The organism is Agrobacterium sp. LMR679 (assembly GCF_027157905.1).
GTDB lineage: Bacteria > Pseudomonadota > Alphaproteobacteria > Rhizobiales > Rhizobiaceae > Agrobacterium > Agrobacterium leguminum.
In genome coordinates, this window is sequence record NZ_JAPVOJ010000001.1 from 1,256,509 (window position 1) to 1,273,268 (window position 16,760).

The 16,760-nt window shown below is 61.0% G+C and carries 12 protein-coding genes and 1 pseudogene; 11 read left to right on the plus strand and 2 right to left on the minus strand.

Annotated elements, in window-relative coordinates; translation table 11 throughout:
• The first annotated feature begins 34 nt into the window (after nucleotides 1–34).
• From O3W47_RS05790 to O3W47_RS05810, 5 genes are all read left to right on the plus strand, one after another.
• Complete coding sequence (locus tag O3W47_RS05790; protein ID WP_137453603.1) at nucleotides 35–1,045, plus strand: ABC transporter substrate-binding protein; 1,011 nt, start codon at nucleotides 35–37, stop codon at nucleotides 1,043–1,045.
• Between the two features lie 108 nt (nucleotides 1,046–1,153).
• Complete coding sequence (locus O3W47_RS05795; RefSeq protein WP_442864615.1) at nucleotides 1,154–1,981, plus strand: ABC transporter permease; 828 nt, start codon at nucleotides 1,154–1,156, stop codon at nucleotides 1,979–1,981.
• Nucleotide 1,982: 1 nt separating this feature from the next.
• Nucleotides 1,983–2,783 (plus strand): ABC transporter permease, encoded by an 801-nt coding sequence (locus tag O3W47_RS05800; protein ID WP_020813477.1) that lies wholly within the window; start codon nucleotides 1,983–1,985, stop codon nucleotides 2,781–2,783.
• The gene (locus O3W47_RS05805) at nucleotides 2,780–3,862 is read left to right on the plus strand and encodes an ABC transporter ATP-binding protein (RefSeq protein ID WP_137453605.1); all 1,083 of its coding nucleotides are present in this window, start codon (nucleotides 2,780–2,782) and stop codon (nucleotides 3,860–3,862) included. The genes O3W47_RS05800 and O3W47_RS05805 overlap by 4 nt, the downstream gene beginning before the upstream one ends.
• Nucleotides 3,863–3,872: 10 nt before the next feature.
• Complete coding sequence (locus O3W47_RS05810) at nucleotides 3,873–5,327, plus strand: NAD-dependent succinate-semialdehyde dehydrogenase (RefSeq protein ID WP_269313215.1); 1,455 nt, start codon at nucleotides 3,873–3,875, stop codon at nucleotides 5,325–5,327.
• A gap of 23 nt (nucleotides 5,328–5,350) precedes the next feature.
• Here the strand turns inward: O3W47_RS05810 and O3W47_RS05815 are convergent.
• Nucleotides 5,351–5,964: pseudogene (locus tag O3W47_RS05815) on the minus strand (TetR/AcrR family transcriptional regulator).
• A gap of 305 nt (nucleotides 5,965–6,269) precedes the next feature.
• On the opposite strand from O3W47_RS05815, the gene O3W47_RS05820 reads away from it, so the two are divergent.
• The 4 genes from O3W47_RS05820 (at nucleotide 6,270) to O3W47_RS05835 (ending at nucleotide 12,414) form a co-directional block, all read left to right on the plus strand.
• Nucleotides 6,270–7,346, plus strand: coding sequence for an efflux RND transporter periplasmic adaptor subunit (locus tag O3W47_RS05820; RefSeq protein WP_269313216.1), 1,077 nt, complete (start codon nucleotides 6,270–6,272; stop codon nucleotides 7,344–7,346).
• A complete protein-coding gene (locus O3W47_RS05825) occupies nucleotides 7,346–8,431 on the plus strand; it encodes an efflux RND transporter periplasmic adaptor subunit (RefSeq protein ID WP_269313217.1) in 1,086 nt (361 codons plus the stop codon). The genes O3W47_RS05820 and O3W47_RS05825 overlap by 1 nt, the downstream gene beginning before the upstream one ends.
• Nucleotides 8,428–11,499 (plus strand): efflux RND transporter permease subunit, encoded by a 3,072-nt coding sequence (locus O3W47_RS05830; protein WP_127755526.1) that lies wholly within the window; start codon nucleotides 8,428–8,430, stop codon nucleotides 11,497–11,499. The genes O3W47_RS05825 and O3W47_RS05830 overlap by 4 nt, the downstream gene beginning before the upstream one ends.
• Nucleotides 11,500–11,697: 198 nt before the next feature.
• Nucleotides 11,698–12,414, plus strand: coding sequence for a FadR/GntR family transcriptional regulator (locus O3W47_RS05835; protein WP_080819552.1), 717 nt, complete (start codon nucleotides 11,698–11,700; stop codon nucleotides 12,412–12,414).
• Here O3W47_RS05835 and O3W47_RS05840 read toward each other — a convergent pair.
• Nucleotides 12,383–13,810, minus strand: coding sequence for an aspartate ammonia-lyase (locus tag O3W47_RS05840; protein ID WP_269313218.1), 1,428 nt, complete (start codon nucleotides 13,808–13,810; stop codon nucleotides 12,383–12,385). The genes O3W47_RS05835 and O3W47_RS05840 overlap by 32 nt on opposite strands.
• A 273-nt stretch (nucleotides 13,811–14,083) precedes the next feature.
• On the opposite strand from O3W47_RS05840, the gene O3W47_RS05845 reads away from it, so the two are divergent.
• Nucleotides 14,084–15,535 (plus strand): amino acid permease, encoded by a 1,452-nt coding sequence (locus tag O3W47_RS05845; RefSeq protein WP_137453610.1) that lies wholly within the window; start codon nucleotides 14,084–14,086, stop codon nucleotides 15,533–15,535.
• Nucleotides 15,532–16,485: an asparaginase gene (locus tag O3W47_RS05850; protein WP_269313219.1), complete on the plus strand. Its 954-nt coding sequence runs from the start codon at nucleotides 15,532–15,534 to the stop codon at nucleotides 16,483–16,485. The genes O3W47_RS05845 and O3W47_RS05850 overlap by 4 nt, the downstream gene beginning before the upstream one ends.
• The last annotated feature ends 275 nt before the right edge of the window (nucleotides 16,486–16,760 follow it).

The window sequence follows — 16,760 nt, forward strand, 5'->3', positions numbered from 1 at the left end:
ACCAACAAGAAGCTCTAAAACGGAGTAAGGGAACATGAAATTGAAACTGGTATTGACAACATGCGCCGCTCTTTTTGCCCTTGGTGCATCTGCTGAAGCGAATGATCTGGTTTTCTCCAGCTGGGGAGGAACCACGCAGGACGCCCAGAAGGCGGCCTGGGCTGAAAAATTCATGGTGTCGACCGGCATTAACGTGGTGCAGGACGGTCCGACGGACTACGGCAAATTGAAAGCCATGGTCGAGGCGAACGGCGTGACCTGGGATGTGGTCGATGTCGAGGGCGATTATGCCGCGCAGGCCGGCCCGAAAGGCCTGTTGGAGAAGCTCGATTTTGCCGTTATCGACAAGACCAAGCTCGATCCGCGCTTCGTGACGGACTACTCAGTCGGCAGCTTTTATTATTCCTTCGTCATCGGCTGCAATGTCGATGCCGTGGCCGCCTGCCCGAAGAGCTGGGCGGATCTGTTCGACACTGCGAAATTTCCCGGTAAACGAACCTTCTACAAATGGTCTGCGCCGGGCGTGATCGAAGCAGCCCTTCTGGCCGATGGCGTGGCCGCCGAGAAGCTTTATCCTCTCGATCTCGACCGCGCTTTCAAGAAGCTCGATACGATCAAATCCGATATCATCTGGTGGTCCGGCGGCGCACAGTCACAGCAGTTGATTGCATCTGCGGAAGCGCCCTTCGGCAGCGTCTGGAATGGCCGCATGACGGCGCTTGAAAAAAGCGGCGTGAAGGTGGAGACCTCCTGGCAGCAGAACATCACCGCGGCGGATTCCCTCGTCGTTCCCAAGGGAACGAAGAATAAGGATGCGGCGATGAAGTTCATCGCGCTCGCCACCTCTGCGCAGGCGCAGGCGGATATGGCGACCGCGACGGGTTATGCGCCGGTCAATATCGAATCCGCCAAGCTGATGGATCCGGAAACCGCCAAGACACTGCCGGACCAGCAGACGGCAAGCCAGGTCAATGCCGATATGAGCTACTGGGCGCAGCATCGCGATGAGATTGGCGAGCGCTGGTACGCCTGGCAGGCGAAATAAGATAACGGCGCGGGCCGCGACAGGCGCCCGCGCGATTTTCCACGTCCGGGAGGTTTGGGCATGGTCTCGCTTACCGATGAAACAGTCAGCCCGAAAGCGAAGGTGCGGATGCCTTTCCGGCCCGGCAACTTTACGGCTACCCTGCCGGCGCTTGTCCTGCTTGTCCTGTTCTTCATCGTTCCGGTTCTGATCCTGCTGTCGCGCAGCGTCACCGAACCCGTCCTCGGATTCGGCAACTATGCCGCCCTGCTGGGAAGCTCCACCTATCTGAAGATTTTCTTCAATACCTTCGCGGTGTCGGCGCTGGTAACGGTGGTGTCGCTGGCGATCGGCTTCCCCGTCGCCTGGGCGCTCGCCATCATGCCGGCGCGGCTCGCTTCCATCGTCTTTGCCATATTGCTCCTGTCGATGTGGACCAATCTTCTGGCGCGCACCTATGCATGGATGGTGCTATTGCAGCGCACGGGCGTGGTGAACAAGACGCTGATGGGGCTCGGCATCATCGATCAGCCTCTAGCGCTGGTCAACAATCTTACCGGGGTAACGATAGGCATGACCTATATCATGCTGCCCTTCATCATCATTCCGCTCTATGGCGTCATCCGCAAGATCGATCCGGCCATTCTTCAGGCGGCGGCCTTGTGCGGGGCGACACGCCTTCAGGCGCTGACCCGCATCCTCATTCCGCTGGCAGCGCCCGGCATGATTTCCGGCGCGCTGATGGTCTTCGTCATGTCGCTCGGTTATTTCGTCACCCCCGCACTGCTCGGCGGCACGGCGAACATGATGCTGGCCGAACTCATCGCGCAATTCGTGCAGTCGCTGGTCAACTGGGGCATGGGCGGGGCGGCCGCACTGGTGCTGCTGGTGGTGACGCTGACGCTTTACGCCATCCAGCTCAAATTTTTCGGCGCGGCCGGGGCAGGGGGGCGCTGACATGCTTTTGAACTATAACAGCCTCGGCCTCTGGAAATGGCTACTCCTCCTGATCACGGTGCTGACGACGGCATTTCTCGTTCTGCCCATCGTTTTCATCGCAGCGCTGTCCTTCGGCTCGTCGCAATGGCTGATCTTTCCGCCGCCCGGCTGGACATTGAAATGGTATGCGGATTTCTTCGCCGATCCGCGATGGCTGGAGGCCGCCTGGACGAGCCTGCGCATCGCCCTCATGGTCACGGTGCTGTCCGTGCTGATCGGTCTTGTCGCCTCCTTCGGGCTGGTGCGCGGCCGTTTCATCGGGCGTAACACGCTTCGCGCGCTGTTCATGACGCCGATGATCTTGCCCGTCGTGGTGCTGGCGGTGGCGCTTTACGCCTTTTTTCTGAAACTTGGCCTTGCCGGTACCACTGCCGGTTTCGTCATTGCCCATCTCGTCGTGGCGCTGCCTTTTTCCATTCTGGCGTTGACCGGCGCGCTCGAGGGTTTCGACAAATCGATTGAGGATGCGGCGGTGCTGTGCGGCGCAAGCCCGTTGCAGGCGAAAATCCGCATCACGCTTCCCGCAATCAGCCACGGCCTGTTTTCGGCGGCGATCTTCTCCTTCCTAACCTCGTGGGATGAGGTGGTGCTGGCGATCTTCATGGCAAGCCCGACATTGCAGACGCTGCCGGTGAAAATCTGGGCGACCCTGCGTCAGGATTTGACGCCGGTGATTGCGGCCGCCTCCACGCTTCTCATCGCGGTGACCATCATTCTCATGCTGCTTGTCGCGGCTGTGCGAAAAGGACTGAAAACATGACCAAACCGCTCCTGCAGATTCGCGGCATCCGCAAGCAATACGGACCGGTCGTCGCCGTTCAGGACGTCAATCTCGACGTGCAGCCGGGCGAGTTCATGACATTTCTCGGGCCGTCCGGCTCGGGCAAGAGCACAACGCTTTATATTCTTGCCGGTTTCGAGCAGCCGACAGCCGGCGATATTCTGCTGAACGGCGAAAGCCTGCTGTCGACGCCGTCGCACAAGCGCAATATCGGCATGGTCTTCCAGCGCTACACCCTGTTTCCACATCTGTCGGTCGGCGAGAATATCGCCTTTCCGCTGAAGGTCCGCCGCAAGAGCAAGGCGGAAATCGATGCGAAAGTGAAGGAAATGTTGCGGCTTGTCCGTCTCGAAGGTTTCGAGGACAGAAAACCGGCGCAGATGTCGGGCGGCCAGCAGCAGCGCGTGGCGCTGGCCCGCGCGCTTGCCTACGACCCGCCGGTGCTGCTGATGGATGAGCCGCTGTCGGCGCTCGACAAGAAGCTGCGCGAAGAAATCCAGTTCGAAATCCGTCGTATTCACCAGCAGACGGAAGTGACGATCCTCTATGTTACCCACGATCAGGAAGAAGCCCTTCGTCTTTCCGACCGCATCGCCGTGTTTTCCAAGGGGGTTATCGACCAGATCGGCACGGGACCGGAGCTTTACGCTCACCCGGCTACCCGTTTCGTGGCTGAATTCATCGGCGACAGCGATTTCATCGCCTGCGATCTCCTCGCCGCCTCGGGCGGCAAGGCGACGGTGTCGCTCGGCCGGGATATCGTCTTCGATCATATTCCGGTGCATGGTGAGGCTGCGCCGGGAACGAAGGCGGCGCTGATGCTGCGCCCGGAGCGGCTGCAGCTCAGCCGTAATCGGCCGGTCGCCGCCGCCGGTTTCCCGGCCACCGTCAGCGATATCACCTTCCTCGGCAACAATGTCCATGTGGTGGCCCATACCGGCTCGGGTGAGCCGCTTGCAGTGCGCTTGCCTTTCGGCCATGAGGCGATTTCCGGCCTCAGCCGTGGCGACCTCGTGCATCTCGCCTTCGATCCGGCCTCGGCTCAGGTCTTCTGTTGAGGGATGGGCCATGCATCTGAATGATCCCACACTCTTCGGCGAGAAAGTGCCGGTGGCCGGTCGCTGGATCGGTTGCGATGGCCATGAAACGGCGGCGATCCGCAATCCCGCAACCGGAGAGATCGTTGGACGGGTTCCAGAACTCGGCGCGAAGGAAACGCGAGAAGCGATCGCTGCGGCTGTAATCGCCCAGAAGGAGTGGGCCCGCCGCACCGCCGGCGAGCGTGCGAATATCCTGAAGGAATGGTTCCGGCTCGTCATGGAGAACCGTGACGATCTCGGCATGATACTGACGCTGGAACAGGGAAAGCCGCTGGCGGAAGCAAAGGGTGAGATCACCTATGGTGCGAGCTTCATCGAATGGTTTGCCGAGGAGGCGCGGCGGATCAATGGCGAGACAGTGCCCGGCCACCAGCCGGACAAACGCATTCTGGTTCTCCGCCAGCCCGTGGGCGTGGTTGCGGCCATCACGCCATGGAATTTCCCCAATGCCATGATCACCCGCAAGGCCGGCCCGGCGCTGGCCGCCGGCTGTGCGGTGGTGCTGAAACCGGCACCGCAAACGCCGTTTTCTGCCATCGCCCTTGCCATCCTTGCCGAGCGCGCCGGCCTGCCGCTTGCGCTTTTCAGCATTTTGACAGGGCCAGCCGCCGAGATAGGCGCAGAAATGACGGCAAGCCCGGATATCCGCCTTCTGACCTTTACCGGCTCAACGCGCACAGGCGAACATCTTTACCGGCAATGTGCGCCGACGATCAAGAAACTGGGGCTGGAACTCGGCGGCAATGCGCCCTTCATCGTCTTCGATGACGCCGATCTCGATGCCGCTGTTGAGGGCGCGATCCTCGCCAAATTCCGCAACAATGGTCAGACCTGCGTTTGCGCCAACCGTCTTTATGTGCAGAGCGGCGTCTATGATGCTTTCGCTGAAAAATTCGCTCGAGCCGTCGTTCGGTTGAGGGTTGGCAACGGGTTGGAGGGGGCAAGCATTCTCGGGCCTCTCATCGACGCAAACGCCGTTGCCAAAGTGGAGGCCCATATTGCCGATGCGCTTTCGAAAGGCGCGGAAGTCGCCACCGGCGGCAGAAGACATGCGCTGGGCGGCAACTTCTTCGAGCCGACGATCCTGCGTAATGTCGATGCCGGCATGCAGGTGGCGCGTGAGGAAACCTTCGGGCCTCTCGCCCCGCTCTTCCGCTTCGAGGACGAGGCGGATGTGATCGCGCAGGCGAACAATACCGATTTCGGCCTCGCCTCCTATTTTTATGCGAGCGATCTGTCGCGGGTCTTCCGGGTTGCCGAGGCGCTCGAATATGGCATGGTCGGCGTCAATACGGGGGCTATTTCCACCGCCGAGGCGCCTTTCGGTGGTGTCAAGATGTCGGGCCTCGGCCGGGAAGGGTCACGCCACGGCATCGAGGAATATACCGAACTCAAATATGTCTGCATCGGTGGCGTCGGCTAAGGCCGGGCAGCGAAGAGTGATGTCTATGCCAGCAGCCCGCGCATGATCAGCTCGAGATGAATTTTCAGTACGGCCTGTCTGTCCAGAATGCGCCGGTCGTTGAAAATCAGTCGAAACACCAACGTTCCGACCATGGGCGACATCACCACTTTGGCGAGTTCGGGAGGGTTGGCCCTGAACCTTTTTTCGCGACGCCTTCCTCGAGGACCGCATCGATGCGTGCAAAGACCGGCGCCATCATCGTGTCATGGTGCTGGTCGATGAGATCCGGGAATTTTGCGCCTTCCGCGACGATTAGACGAAACAGTTCCCGCATTTTTCTGTTGTCGACGAGTGAGTCGAACAGGAATTCGAGCAGCAGACGAAGCTGCTCGACGGGATCGTCTGACTTGTGCGTATAGGCCCTGAACGCCTCCCGGAACGGCATGGAGGCACGTTTTACCATAGCCTCGAAGAGCGCCTCCTTGGTTTCGAAATAGACGTAGACCGTTCCTTTCGTCACTCCCACCCGTTCCGCGATGTCTTCCACCCGCGTCGCGGTAAATCCCCTTTTGGTGAATTCCTCGAATGCTGCATCGAGAATTTGCAACGGACGTTGTATCTTCTGTTCAGCACGTGTCAGTTTTGCTTTCGCCATGGCCCCGGATCCTTCTTTATTTTCGACGCGTGCCCTTCTGTCCGTCGCGATTGGCGGAAATGAGAGATGGGTTTGCCTATAGCACCGGCGCAAAAACCGGAACGACTTTTATGAAGGCGCGCGCATGCTTCAATATGCCGGAACATTGCCGATGCGCCCGCAGGTATGTGCCGGACGAGAAGGGAATGATCATTCGGGAGGCTGGCCCGATGTTCCGGACAGCTCCCCGATCAGCGGCATAAGAATTTCATTGACTATTCAGTCAGTCAAATATTATAGGATGAGGCGAAGATCAAGAGGTCACCATGAGAACTATTCTTATCGCGGCGGCGCTTGGCGGTATTTTCGCCCTGTCGTCCTGCAGCAATGAAGAGCCGCCTGCCGAAAAGCCGCTCCGCACCGTCGATGTGGTCGCGGCTGAGAAAAAGCCTGTCGATCGCGGCAGCGTCATCACGGGCGAAGTAAAGGCACGGGTCCAGACGGATCTGTCCTTCCGCGTCAGCGGCAAGATCACCGAGCGGCTGGTGGATGTGGGCGCAAGGGTGAAGACCGGGCAATTGCTTGCCCGCATGGATCCCGAAGAGCAAAAGGCCGATCTCGATGTCGCCCTGGCCAACCTGCAATCAGCGGAAGCGCAGCAGACGCAGGCGCAATTGACGTTCGACCGTCAGCAAAGCCTGTTCAGGACGCAGGTGACCTCGCGTTCGGCGGTCGACAAGGCCCAGGAGACCCTGCTCACGACGCAAGGGGCGGTGAGATCGGCGCAGGCACAGCTCGATACGGCCCGCGATGCCCTGTCCTATACCGAACTCAGGGCGGATGCGGATGGCGTTATCACGGCGCGTAATGTGGAGGTCGGCCAGGTGGCGCAGGCCGCCCAGCTCGTCTTCACGCTGGCGCATGACGGGCCGCGCGATGCGGTCTTCGATGTTTACGAATCCCTCTTCCTCGAGCGTGATATCGACAATCTGGTCAATGTCAGCCTCCTGTCGGACCCCGCCCGCAGCGTTGCGGCGCCGGTGCGGGAGATTTCTCCGACGATAGACCCGGACAATGGAACGATCAGGGTCAAGGTGGGTCTGAACGGCGATATGACCATGCCGCTCGGCGCGCCCGTATCCGGCCATTTCCGCTTCAAACAGGTCGATGCGATTGAGCTTCCGTGGTCGGCGATGACGTCGCAGGACGGCTTACCCGCCGTCTGGGTGGTCGATCCGCAATCTTCGGAAATCGCCATGCGGCGCGTCGAGGTCGCCGATTACGAGACGGGTCAATTCGTCATCACGCAGGGGCTTAATCCCGGCGATCTCGTCGTCACCGTCGGCACCAAATTTCTCCGCGCCGGTGAAAAGGTCGCCTATGAAAAGGGGCAGGCACAATAATGTCCAGTATATATAAATGCTTGTTTTTGGTGGCTGCGGCGATTGCGGTTTCCTCCTGTGAGGAAAAGCAGGAAGCCGCCGCCGAGGCGCCGCGCCCGGTGCTTTCCGTCGTCGTGGAAGAGAAGCCGGCCGATGCCCTGCGTCTGACCGGCACGGTGGAATCGCGCATTCAGACCGATCTCGGCTTTCGCGTGCTCGGGCGCATTATCGCCCGCAATGTCGATGTGGCCGATCTGGTGAAGAAGGGCGACGTGGTGGCGTCGATCGATCCGCTGGCGCTCGAGCTTGCGGTGAAGAGCGCGCAATCCGACCTCTCCAATGCGGAAGCGCAGCTGGCCAATGCAGTGACGACCGAGCAGCGTCAGCGCGTGCTGGCGGAAGCCCGCAGCGGCACGGAAGCGGCACTGGAAGAGGCCGAGCAGGCCACCCGCACCGCCAATGCCGCCGTCGCCAAGGCCCGCGCCAATCTGGATAAGGCCGAGGAGCAGTTGGGTTATGCGCAGCTGCATGCGGAATTTGATGGCGTGGTGACGGCAACCTCAGGCGAAATCGGCCAGGTCGTCTCGGCCGGGCAAACGGTCGTGACCATTGCCCGCCCGGAAGTGCGCGATGTGGTGGTCGACGTTCCGCAATTTGCGGCGCAGCGGTTGGAGATCGGCTCCGCCTTCGAGGTCGCCCTGCAGCTCGATCCGAAAATTCGCACCACCGGCGTGGTGCGCGAGATCGCTCCGGAAGCCGAAACGGCGACGCGTACGCGCCGCACGAAGATCAGCCTGCAGGATGCGCCGCCGGCATTCCGGCTGGGGTCCGTCGTCACGGCCTCGGTGCTTGCCGCCTCCGAACCGCAGATCATGCTTCCGTCATCGGCCCTGCTGAAAACCGACAATGGATGGGGCGTCTGGATCGTCAATGCCGAGACGGCAACGGTGACGCTGCGCCCGGTCACGATAGAGGGCGAGCCTGCCGAAGGCGGCAGCGTCCGCATCACCGGCGGCGTCAAGCCCGGTGAGCGCGTTGCCAGCGCCGGCGTTCACAAGCTCAAGGATGGACAGGCCATCAGGATCGATCAGGAGGTCCGTCAGTGAAGAAATTCAATCTCTCCGACTGGGCGCTCGAACACCGTTCGCTCGTCTGGTACTTCATGCTGGTTTTTGTTCTTGCCGGCGTTTTCTCCTATCTCAACCTCGGCCGCGAGGAAGATCCGAACTTCACCATCAAGACGATGGTGATCAGCGCGCAATGGCCCGGCGCTTCCGCCGAAGAGGTGGCGCGGCAGGTGACCGACAGGATCGAGAAGAAGCTCGAGGAACTCGACAATCTCGACCATCTGCGCAGCCAGACGGTCGCCGGCCGCACGACGATCTTCGTGGAGCTGGTGCCGGAAACCAAGGCGCGCAATGTCGAGCCGACCTGGGTGCGGGTGCGCAACATGATCGGCGACATCAAGGGCGATTTCCCCTCGGGCGTCGTCGGCCCCTTCTTCAACGACCGCTTCGGCGATGTCTATGGCAATATCTATGCCTTCACCAGCGACGGTCTCAGCCAGCGGCAATTGCGCGATCTGGTGGAGGATGCCCGTGCGAAGGTGCTGACCGTCGACAATATCGGCAAGGTCGATGTCATCGGCGCACAGGATGAGACGATCTATCTGGAGTTCTCCACGCGGCAGATCGCGGCGCTCGGCATCGACCAGCAGTCGATCATCAAGACGCTGCAAGCCCAGAACGCCGTCACGCAATCCGGTTTCGTCAATGCCGGGCCGGAGCGCGTGGCGCTGCGTGTAAGCGGCCAGTTCACCTCGGAGGACAGCCTGCGGTCCATCAATCTGCGGGTCAACAACCGGTTCTTCCCGCTGACGGAAGTGGCGACGATCCGGCGCGGTTATGTCGACCCGCCGTCCTCGCTGTTCCGCTTCAACGGCCAGCCGGCCATCGGCCTTGCCATCGGCATGAAAACCGGCGCGAACCTGCTGCACTTCGGCGAGGCGCTGGATGCGCAGATGAAGCGGGTGGTGGCGGATCTGCCTGTCGGTGTCGATGTGCATCGTGTGTCCGATCAGCCGGCCGTGGTCGATGAGGCGGTCTCTGGCTTCACCTCGGCGCTGTTCGAGGCCATCGCCATCGTTCTCGTCATCAGCTTCATCAGCCTTGGCCTCAGGGCCGGCATGGTGGTTGCCGTTTCCATTCCGCTCGTGCTGGCGATCACCTTCGTCTACATGGAATATACCGGCATCTCGCTGCAACGCATCTCTCTGGGCGCCCTCATCATCGCGCTCGGGTTGCTTGTCGACGATGCGATGATCGCCGTCGAGATGATGGTCGCGCGGCTTGAAGTGGGAGACGATCTCAGGAAAGCGGCGACCTATGTTTATACCTCCACCGCTTTCCCGATGCTGACCGGTACGCTGGTCACGGTCGCCGGCTTCATTCCCGTCGGCCTCAACAACAGCGCGGCGGGTGAATTCACCTTCACGCTTTTTGTGGTGATCGCCGTTTCGCTGATCGTGTCATGGATCGTCGCGGTCCTGTTCACGCCGCTGCTCGGCGTGACGATCCTGCCGAAGACGATGAAATCGCATCATGAAAAGAAGGGCCGCTTTGCCTCCGCCTTTTCCTGGCTTCTCGGCCGGGCGCTGCGCTGGCGCTGGGTGACGATTATCCTCACCATTGCGCTGTTCGGCCTTTCCGTTGGCGGCATGAGCCTTGTGCAGCAGCAGTTCTTCCCGTCATCCGACCGCGTGGAGCTGATCGTTGACTGGAACCTGCCGCAGAACAGTTCCATTGCCGAAACCAACCGGCAGATGGCGCAGTTCGAGCAGGAAATGCTGGCCAAGAATCCGGATATCGACCATTGGACAACCTATGTCGGTGAAGGCGCGCCGCGTTTCATCCTGTCCTTCGACGTGCAGACGCCGGATGTCACCTTCGGGCAGACGGTCATTGTCACCAAGGGGCTGGATGTCCGCGACAAGGTGCGCGCCGAATTGCAGGACTATCTGAACAAGACTTTTATCGGCACCGACGCCTTCGTGAAACTGCTCGATATCGGTCCGCCAGTCGGGAAACCGGTGCAATATCGCCTCAGCGGTCCTGATATCCAGAAGGTGCGCGAACTCGGGCAGCAATTGTCGGGCATCGTCGGCGAACATCGGCTACTGTCCAACATGGTGATGGACTGGAACGAGCCGACGCGCGTCGTCAAGGTCGATGTTCTGCAGGACAAGGCCCGCCAGCTCGGCGTCTCCTCGGAAGATATCGCCAATGCCATGAACAGCATTGTCGAAGGATCCACCGTCACGCAGGTGAGGGACGATATCTACCTCGTCAACGTGGTGGCGCGGGCGCAGCTTTCGGAGCGCGGCTCCATCGAGACCTTGCAGAACCTGCAATTGCCAGCGACCAACGGCAAGGCCGTGCCGCTCTCGGCAATCGCCAATTTCCGCTATGAGCTGGAGCAGCCGACCATCTGGCGTCGTGACAGGATCCCGACGGTCACCGTCAAGGCGGCCATTATCGGTCCAACGCAGCCGGCGACGATTGTGGAACAGCTGAAGCCGAAGATCGAGGCGTTCCAGAAAACGCTTCCCGTCGGCTATACGCTGGAGACGGGCGGCTCAGTGGAATCCAGCGCGGATTCGCAAGCACCGATTGTCGCTGTCGTGCCCATGATGCTGTTTGCGATGGCGACGATCCTGATGATCCAGTTGCAGAGCTTCAGCCGGCTGTTCCTGGTCTTTGCCGTGGCGCCGACTGCCCTGATCGGTGTCGTGGTGGCGCTGCTTTTCTCCAATGCGCCGATGGGCTTCGTCGCCATTCTCGGCGTGCTGGCGCTGATCGGCATTCTGATCCGCAACTCGGTCATTCTCGTCGTGCAGATCGAGCATCTGAGAAGCGAAGGGGTCTCGGCATGGCGTGCCGTCATCGAGGCGACCGAGCATCGCATGCGGCCGATCATGCTGACGGCGGCGGCGGCCACCCTCGCCCTCATCCCCATCTCCCGGGAAATCTTCTGGGGCCCGATGGCCTATGCGATGATGGGCGGTATCGTGGTTGGCACGGCGCTTACCCTGCTCTTCCTGCCGGCGCTCTATGTCGCGTGGTTCCGCATTCCGCGTGAGGATGACAAGCCGGAGGCAGCGGAAATCAAGGCGTAATATCTGACGCGGAGCGAGGGTGCGGCGATACAGCGCCCTCGCTTCAACAAAAATATCCGCCGTCGTTGTTCCGGCTGGCAGGATAATGTTAGGAAGGTCGGCTTGGCTGCGAGAGCGGCGGCCGTCCTTTTGCGTTTGGACGGTTGTCTGGTTTTGCGTTGATATTGCGAACATATTGAGAGTGCGGAGGGTTTGAAGATGGGCGGGTTGTCGGATTGGCTAGCGGATGCGCAGCCGATCAATCGCAAGAATGCCGCAGAAGCGGTGTTCGATGATATCCGTTCCGCCATCACCTCGGGGCAGCTTGCGGTTGGCACCCGGCTGCCTTCCGAAGCCCATCTGGCCGCCCGATATGGCGTCAGCCGGCCGATTGTTCGCGAAGCTTTGCGGTCGCTCCAGACCCTGGGGCTGACGCAGACCCGCACCGGAAGCGGCACCTATGTGATGACGCCGACGCCGCCTTCCGAATTGAATTACGGCGCCTATTCAGCCCGCGATCTGATCGAAGCCCGCCCCTTCATCGAAGTTCCTGCGGCCGGTTGGGCGGCGTTGCGGCGCACGAATGCTCAGCTGGAAGTCCTGCTTGAGCTCTGTGATCGGATGGAAGCCGAAGAAAGGCCGCATCCCTGGGTGCTGCTGGATGGGCAATTCCATTGCGCCATTGCGGAAGCTTCGGCCAACAGGCTGTTCGCCAAGGTGGTGGCCGATGCCCGTGAGGCGCTGTCCCAACAGTCAGAGATGGTCAATCTGATGGCCGGCCGACGCGTCGCCTCGAATTTCGAGCACCGCCGGATCGTCGAGGCGATCCGGCGGGGTTCAGCGCCCGAGGCGCGGGAAGCGATGGAGCTTCACCTTGGGCAGGTGAAGCAGGTGGTGACGACGATTATTGGCGAAGATCGGCTTCGCCAGCCGTGACGGCGGGCAGGTTGGCAAGGTGCCGCGGGCTCAGCGCCTGCTGCAATTGCGCATCGGTGAGATAACCGCGTTCCAGAACCACCTGCGGCACGGTGCGGCCGCTGGCCAGTGCTTCCTTCGCCACTTCCGTCGCCGCATAATAACCGATCAACGGGTTGAGGGCGGTGGCGAGACCGATGGATTCTTCCACGCGCTGCGCCATGATCGTCGGATTGGCGACGATGCCGTCGACGCAGCGTTCCGCCAAGGTGCGGCAGGCGGCGCTGAGCTGGCTGATGCTCTGTGAAAGTGCGCGCACGATAATTGGCTCGAAAGCGTTCAGCTGCAATTGCCCGGCTTCAGCGGCCATGGTGATGGTGATGTCATTGCCGATCACCGCATAGGCCACCTGATTGACCACTTCGGGAATGACCGGGTTGATCTTGCCCGGCATGATGCTGGAACCCGCCTGAACGGAGGGCAGGGTGATCTCGCCGATACCGGCGCGCGGACCGGAAGAGAGCAGGCGAAGGTCGTTGCAGGTCTTCGACAGCTTCACGGCAACGCGTTTCAGCACGCCGGAGAGATGCACGAAGGCGCCGGGGTCCTGTGTGGCTTCGATGAGGTCTGCCGCCGTCACCAGCGGGCGTCCGGTCAGCTCCGCCAGATGCTGGCAGGCAAGCTCGGCATAACCGCGCGGCGCATTGAGCCCGGTGCCGATGGCGGTGGCGCCGAGGTTGATCTCGTGCAGAAGTGCGGCGGATTCGATGAGGCGCGCCTGATCTTCTCCCAGCATCACCACGAAGGTGCGGAATTCCTGGCCGAGCGTCATCGGCACGGCGTCCTGCAATTGCGTACGGCCGATCTTGATGAAGCCGGCAAACTCCTGCGCCTTGCGGTCGAAGGCATCCTTCAGCACACCCATGGAAGCGGCCAGATCGTCGATGGCCTCGATCAGCCCGACATTGATCGCGGTCGGATAGGCGTCGTTGGTCGACTGGCTGAGATTGACATGGTCATTCGGGTGAAGGCGGGCATAGTCGCCTTTTTCGTGTCCGAGCAGTTCGAGCGCACGGTTGGCGATGACCTCGTTGGCATTCATGTTGGTGGAGGTGCCGGCTCCGCCCTGAATTTCATCCACCACGAACTGCTCATGCAGCGCGCCGGCGCGGATTTCGCGGCAGGCCTCTGCGATGGCTTCCATGCGTTCGGCGTCGAGCAGGCCGAGCTCGTGGTTTGCGCGTGCCGCCGCCTCCTTCACATAGGCCAGTCCCCGGACGAGATAGGGGTTGTGGCCGATGGTCACCCCGGTGATCTTGAAGTTTTCCACAGCGCGTGCCGTGTGCACGCCCCAATAGACATCCGCCGGAATTTCCTTCGTCCCGAGCAAATCATGCTCCTTGCGCGTCACGCTCACTTTTTCCTCCACTGGCTTTTAAGCGTTGCTATATCTGTAAAGCTGTCTTACAGATTTTTTGACCTTAATTGGGGTGGAGGAGAAGGTCAATCATATCGAATACGCTTGACGAACGGCATTATCTGCCATTATGAGGGGCGAAAATCTGTCATGCAGCTTTACAGCGCGCATGAGCATGCATGCTGGCCATATTCCAGCGCGGACTGTGCCAGTTTCATTTTCATTTCCGGCTTATCGCCGACTGCAAGCACTTTATCGGGAGGATAAATATCCATGCATTCTGGGAAAACGGCGTCCGCCGACCGTGAGGTCTTCGTCGAAGAAGATCTCGGTTACCACAAGGCCCTCAAGCCACGTCAGATCCAGATGATCGCCATTGGCGGCGCCATCGGCACCGGGCTTTTCCTCGGTGCGGGCGGGCGTCTGGCGCAGGCCGGCCCGGCGCTGGTGTTCGTTTATGCGCTGTGCGGTTTCTTCGCGTTTCTGGTGCTGCGCGCGCTCGGCGAACTGATCATGCATCGCCCGAGCTCCGGTTCCTTCGTGTCCTATGCTCGCGAATTCTACGGCGAGAAGATGGCCTTTGCGGCCGGCTGGATGTATTGGCTGAACTGGGCCATGACCTCGGTGGCGGATGTGACCGCTGTTGCCCTCTACATGAATTTCTTCAAGCAATATGTTCCGTGGCTTGCGGGTATCGACCAGTGGGTCTTCGCGATGACGGCGCTTCTGGTCGTGCTGGCGATGAACATGCTGTCGGTGAAGGTCTTCGGCGAGCTTGAATTCTGGTTCAGCCTCATCAAGGTGCTGGCGCTTGCGATCTTCCTCGTTGTCGGCATTTATTTCGTCATCTTCGGCACCCCCATCGAAGGTCATGTCACCGGCTTCAGCATCATCACCGACAATGGCGGCTTCTTCCCGAACGGTATTTTGCCAGCCTTCGTCATCATACAGGGCGTCGTCTTCGCTTATGCCTCCATCGAACTGATCGGCACGGCGGCAGGCGAGACGGAAGACCCGCGCAAGGTCATGCCCCGCGCCATCCGCGCCGTCGTCCTGCGTCTCGTGGTCTTTTATGTCGGTTCGGTGCTGCTGTTCGCGCTGCTTCTGCCCTACACCGCCTATAAGGCCGGCGAGAGCCCCTTCGTCACCTTCTTCGGTTCCATCGGCGTGCAGGGCGCTGACGTGATCATGAACCTCGTCGTTCTGACCGCCGTGCTGTCTTCGCTCAATGCCGGGCTTTACTCCACCGGCCGCATCCTGCATTCCATGGCGGTTTCCGGCTCTGCTCCGGCGGCGCTGGCGAAGATGAACAAGAATGGCGTGCCTTATGGCGGCATTGCGGTCACGGCCGTCGTCACCGTTCTCGGCGTGGCCCTGAATGCGGTCGTTCCCTCCGCTGCTTTCGAAATCGCGCTTAACCTCTCGGCGCTCGGCATCATCTGCGCATGGGCGGTTATCGTGCTTTGCCAGCTGAAGCTCTGGCAGCTTTCCAAGCGTGGTGAACTCGTGCGTCCCGATTTCCGCATGTTCGGCGCGCCCTATACCGGCATTCTCACGCTCATCTTCCTGTTCGGCGTGCTGGTGCTAATGGCTTTCGACTATCCCGTCGGTTCCTGGACCATCGCGTCCCTGCTGGTCATCATCCCGGCGCTCGTCATCGGCTGGTATCTCTTGCGTGACCGCATCTACCGCCTTGCGGACGAGCGTGCGGGAGCATCGCAGTGAGCGGGCAGGACGCAACGCCTCTGGTGGCGGTCATCGCCACCGGCGGCACCATCGCCAGCCGGCGTGGTGCCGATGGCGTGAGCACGCCCAGCCTTTCGGGTGAGGACCTGCTGGCGCTGGTTCCGCAGATCAACGCCCGGCTGAAGCCGGTCGATCTGATGGCGAAGGATTCCTCCAGCCTGACATTGGCCGACATGCAGCGCATCAGCGAAGCGGTGGGTGCTGAGCTCGATGATCCCGCCGTTACCGGCATCGTGGTTCTGCATGGCACCGACGCCATGGAAGAATCCTCGCTGCTCGTGCATTTGCAGCGGCCCATCACAAAGCCGGTGGTCTTCACCGGCGCACAGTTTACCGCAGACCATAAGGACGCGGACGGGCCGGCCAATCTGGCCCGGGCCATAGAAACAGCGCTTGATCGAGCGAATGCCGCAAAAGGCGTGCTCCTCTCCTTCGGCGGCCGCTGTCTGCCGGCCTGGGGGCTTTATAAGCTGAGCGCGGACGAGGCGGACGCCTTCCGCTCCGCCCGGCCGTTGGCTGCCGCCGCAACGCTGCGGCTTTCCGCCCCGGTAACCGATCAGCGCGTCGATATCGTCGCCATTCATCCCGGCTGTGACGCGACCCATATCGATGCAAGCCTGCAGGCGGGCGCGAAAGGCATCGTCCTTGCCGCACTCGGTTCCGGCAACGCCAATCCGCGTATCGCTGAAGCCGTGAAGCGCTGCGCCGAACGCGGCGTTCCCGTCATCGTTTCCAGCCGTGTGCCGGAAGGGCGGCTGGTGGCGACCTATGGCGGCGGCGGCGGCGGGCATGATCTTGTCGCGGCGGGCGCCGTGCATTCATCCACGCTTCGCCCGGGCCAGGCCCGCATTTTGCTGGCAGCGCTGCTGGCCGGTCAAAGTTCGGCGGAAACCATCGTTTCCGCTTTCGGTGACAGCCCGCTCTCTTAGAGCACTTCCAGGAAAAGTGGACCCCGGTTTTCCGTCCGGAAATGCGCCAAAACTCTAAGTAGCGGCAGCGATGCCCGCGACCGGCGGGCATCGAAATTCCTATAGGATTCCTATTTTATTGTCTCTGTGGCCGTCTCGAACCTTTATGCGGTTCGGGTGCATTCTTCTGTGCGGGAAGGGATGGTGTTCCCTTCTCAGCCAGAAAGAATGAAAAGCGACGTCCCACATGACGGCGCTTTTCTTCCTGTCCGGCTCCTCGAATAAAAAGGAGTCCC

Excerpts from the sequence above, each read along its gene's own strand:
- O3W47_RS05790 (WP_137453603.1), top strand. The coding sequence starts at position 35 with ATGAAATTGAAACTGGTATTGACAACATGCGCCGCTCTTTTTGCCCTT.
- O3W47_RS05795 (WP_442864615.1), top strand. The coding sequence starts at position 1,154 with ATGCCTTTCCGGCCCGGCAACTTTACGGCTACCCTGCCGGCGCTTGTC.
- O3W47_RS05800 (WP_020813477.1), top strand. The coding sequence starts at position 1,983 with ATGCTTTTGAACTATAACAGCCTCGGCCTCTGGAAATGGCTACTCCTC.
- O3W47_RS05805 (WP_137453605.1), top strand. The coding sequence starts at position 2,780 with ATGACCAAACCGCTCCTGCAGATTCGCGGCATCCGCAAGCAATACGGA.
- O3W47_RS05810 (WP_269313215.1), top strand. The coding sequence starts at position 3,873 with ATGCATCTGAATGATCCCACACTCTTCGGCGAGAAAGTGCCGGTGGCC.
- O3W47_RS05820 (WP_269313216.1), top strand. The coding sequence starts at position 6,270 with ATGAGAACTATTCTTATCGCGGCGGCGCTTGGCGGTATTTTCGCCCTG.
- O3W47_RS05825 (WP_269313217.1), top strand. The coding sequence starts at position 7,346 with ATGTCCAGTATATATAAATGCTTGTTTTTGGTGGCTGCGGCGATTGCG.
- O3W47_RS05835 (WP_080819552.1), top strand. The coding sequence starts at position 11,698 with ATGGGCGGGTTGTCGGATTGGCTAGCGGATGCGCAGCCGATCAATCGC.
- O3W47_RS05845 (WP_137453610.1), top strand. The coding sequence starts at position 14,084 with ATGCATTCTGGGAAAACGGCGTCCGCCGACCGTGAGGTCTTCGTCGAA.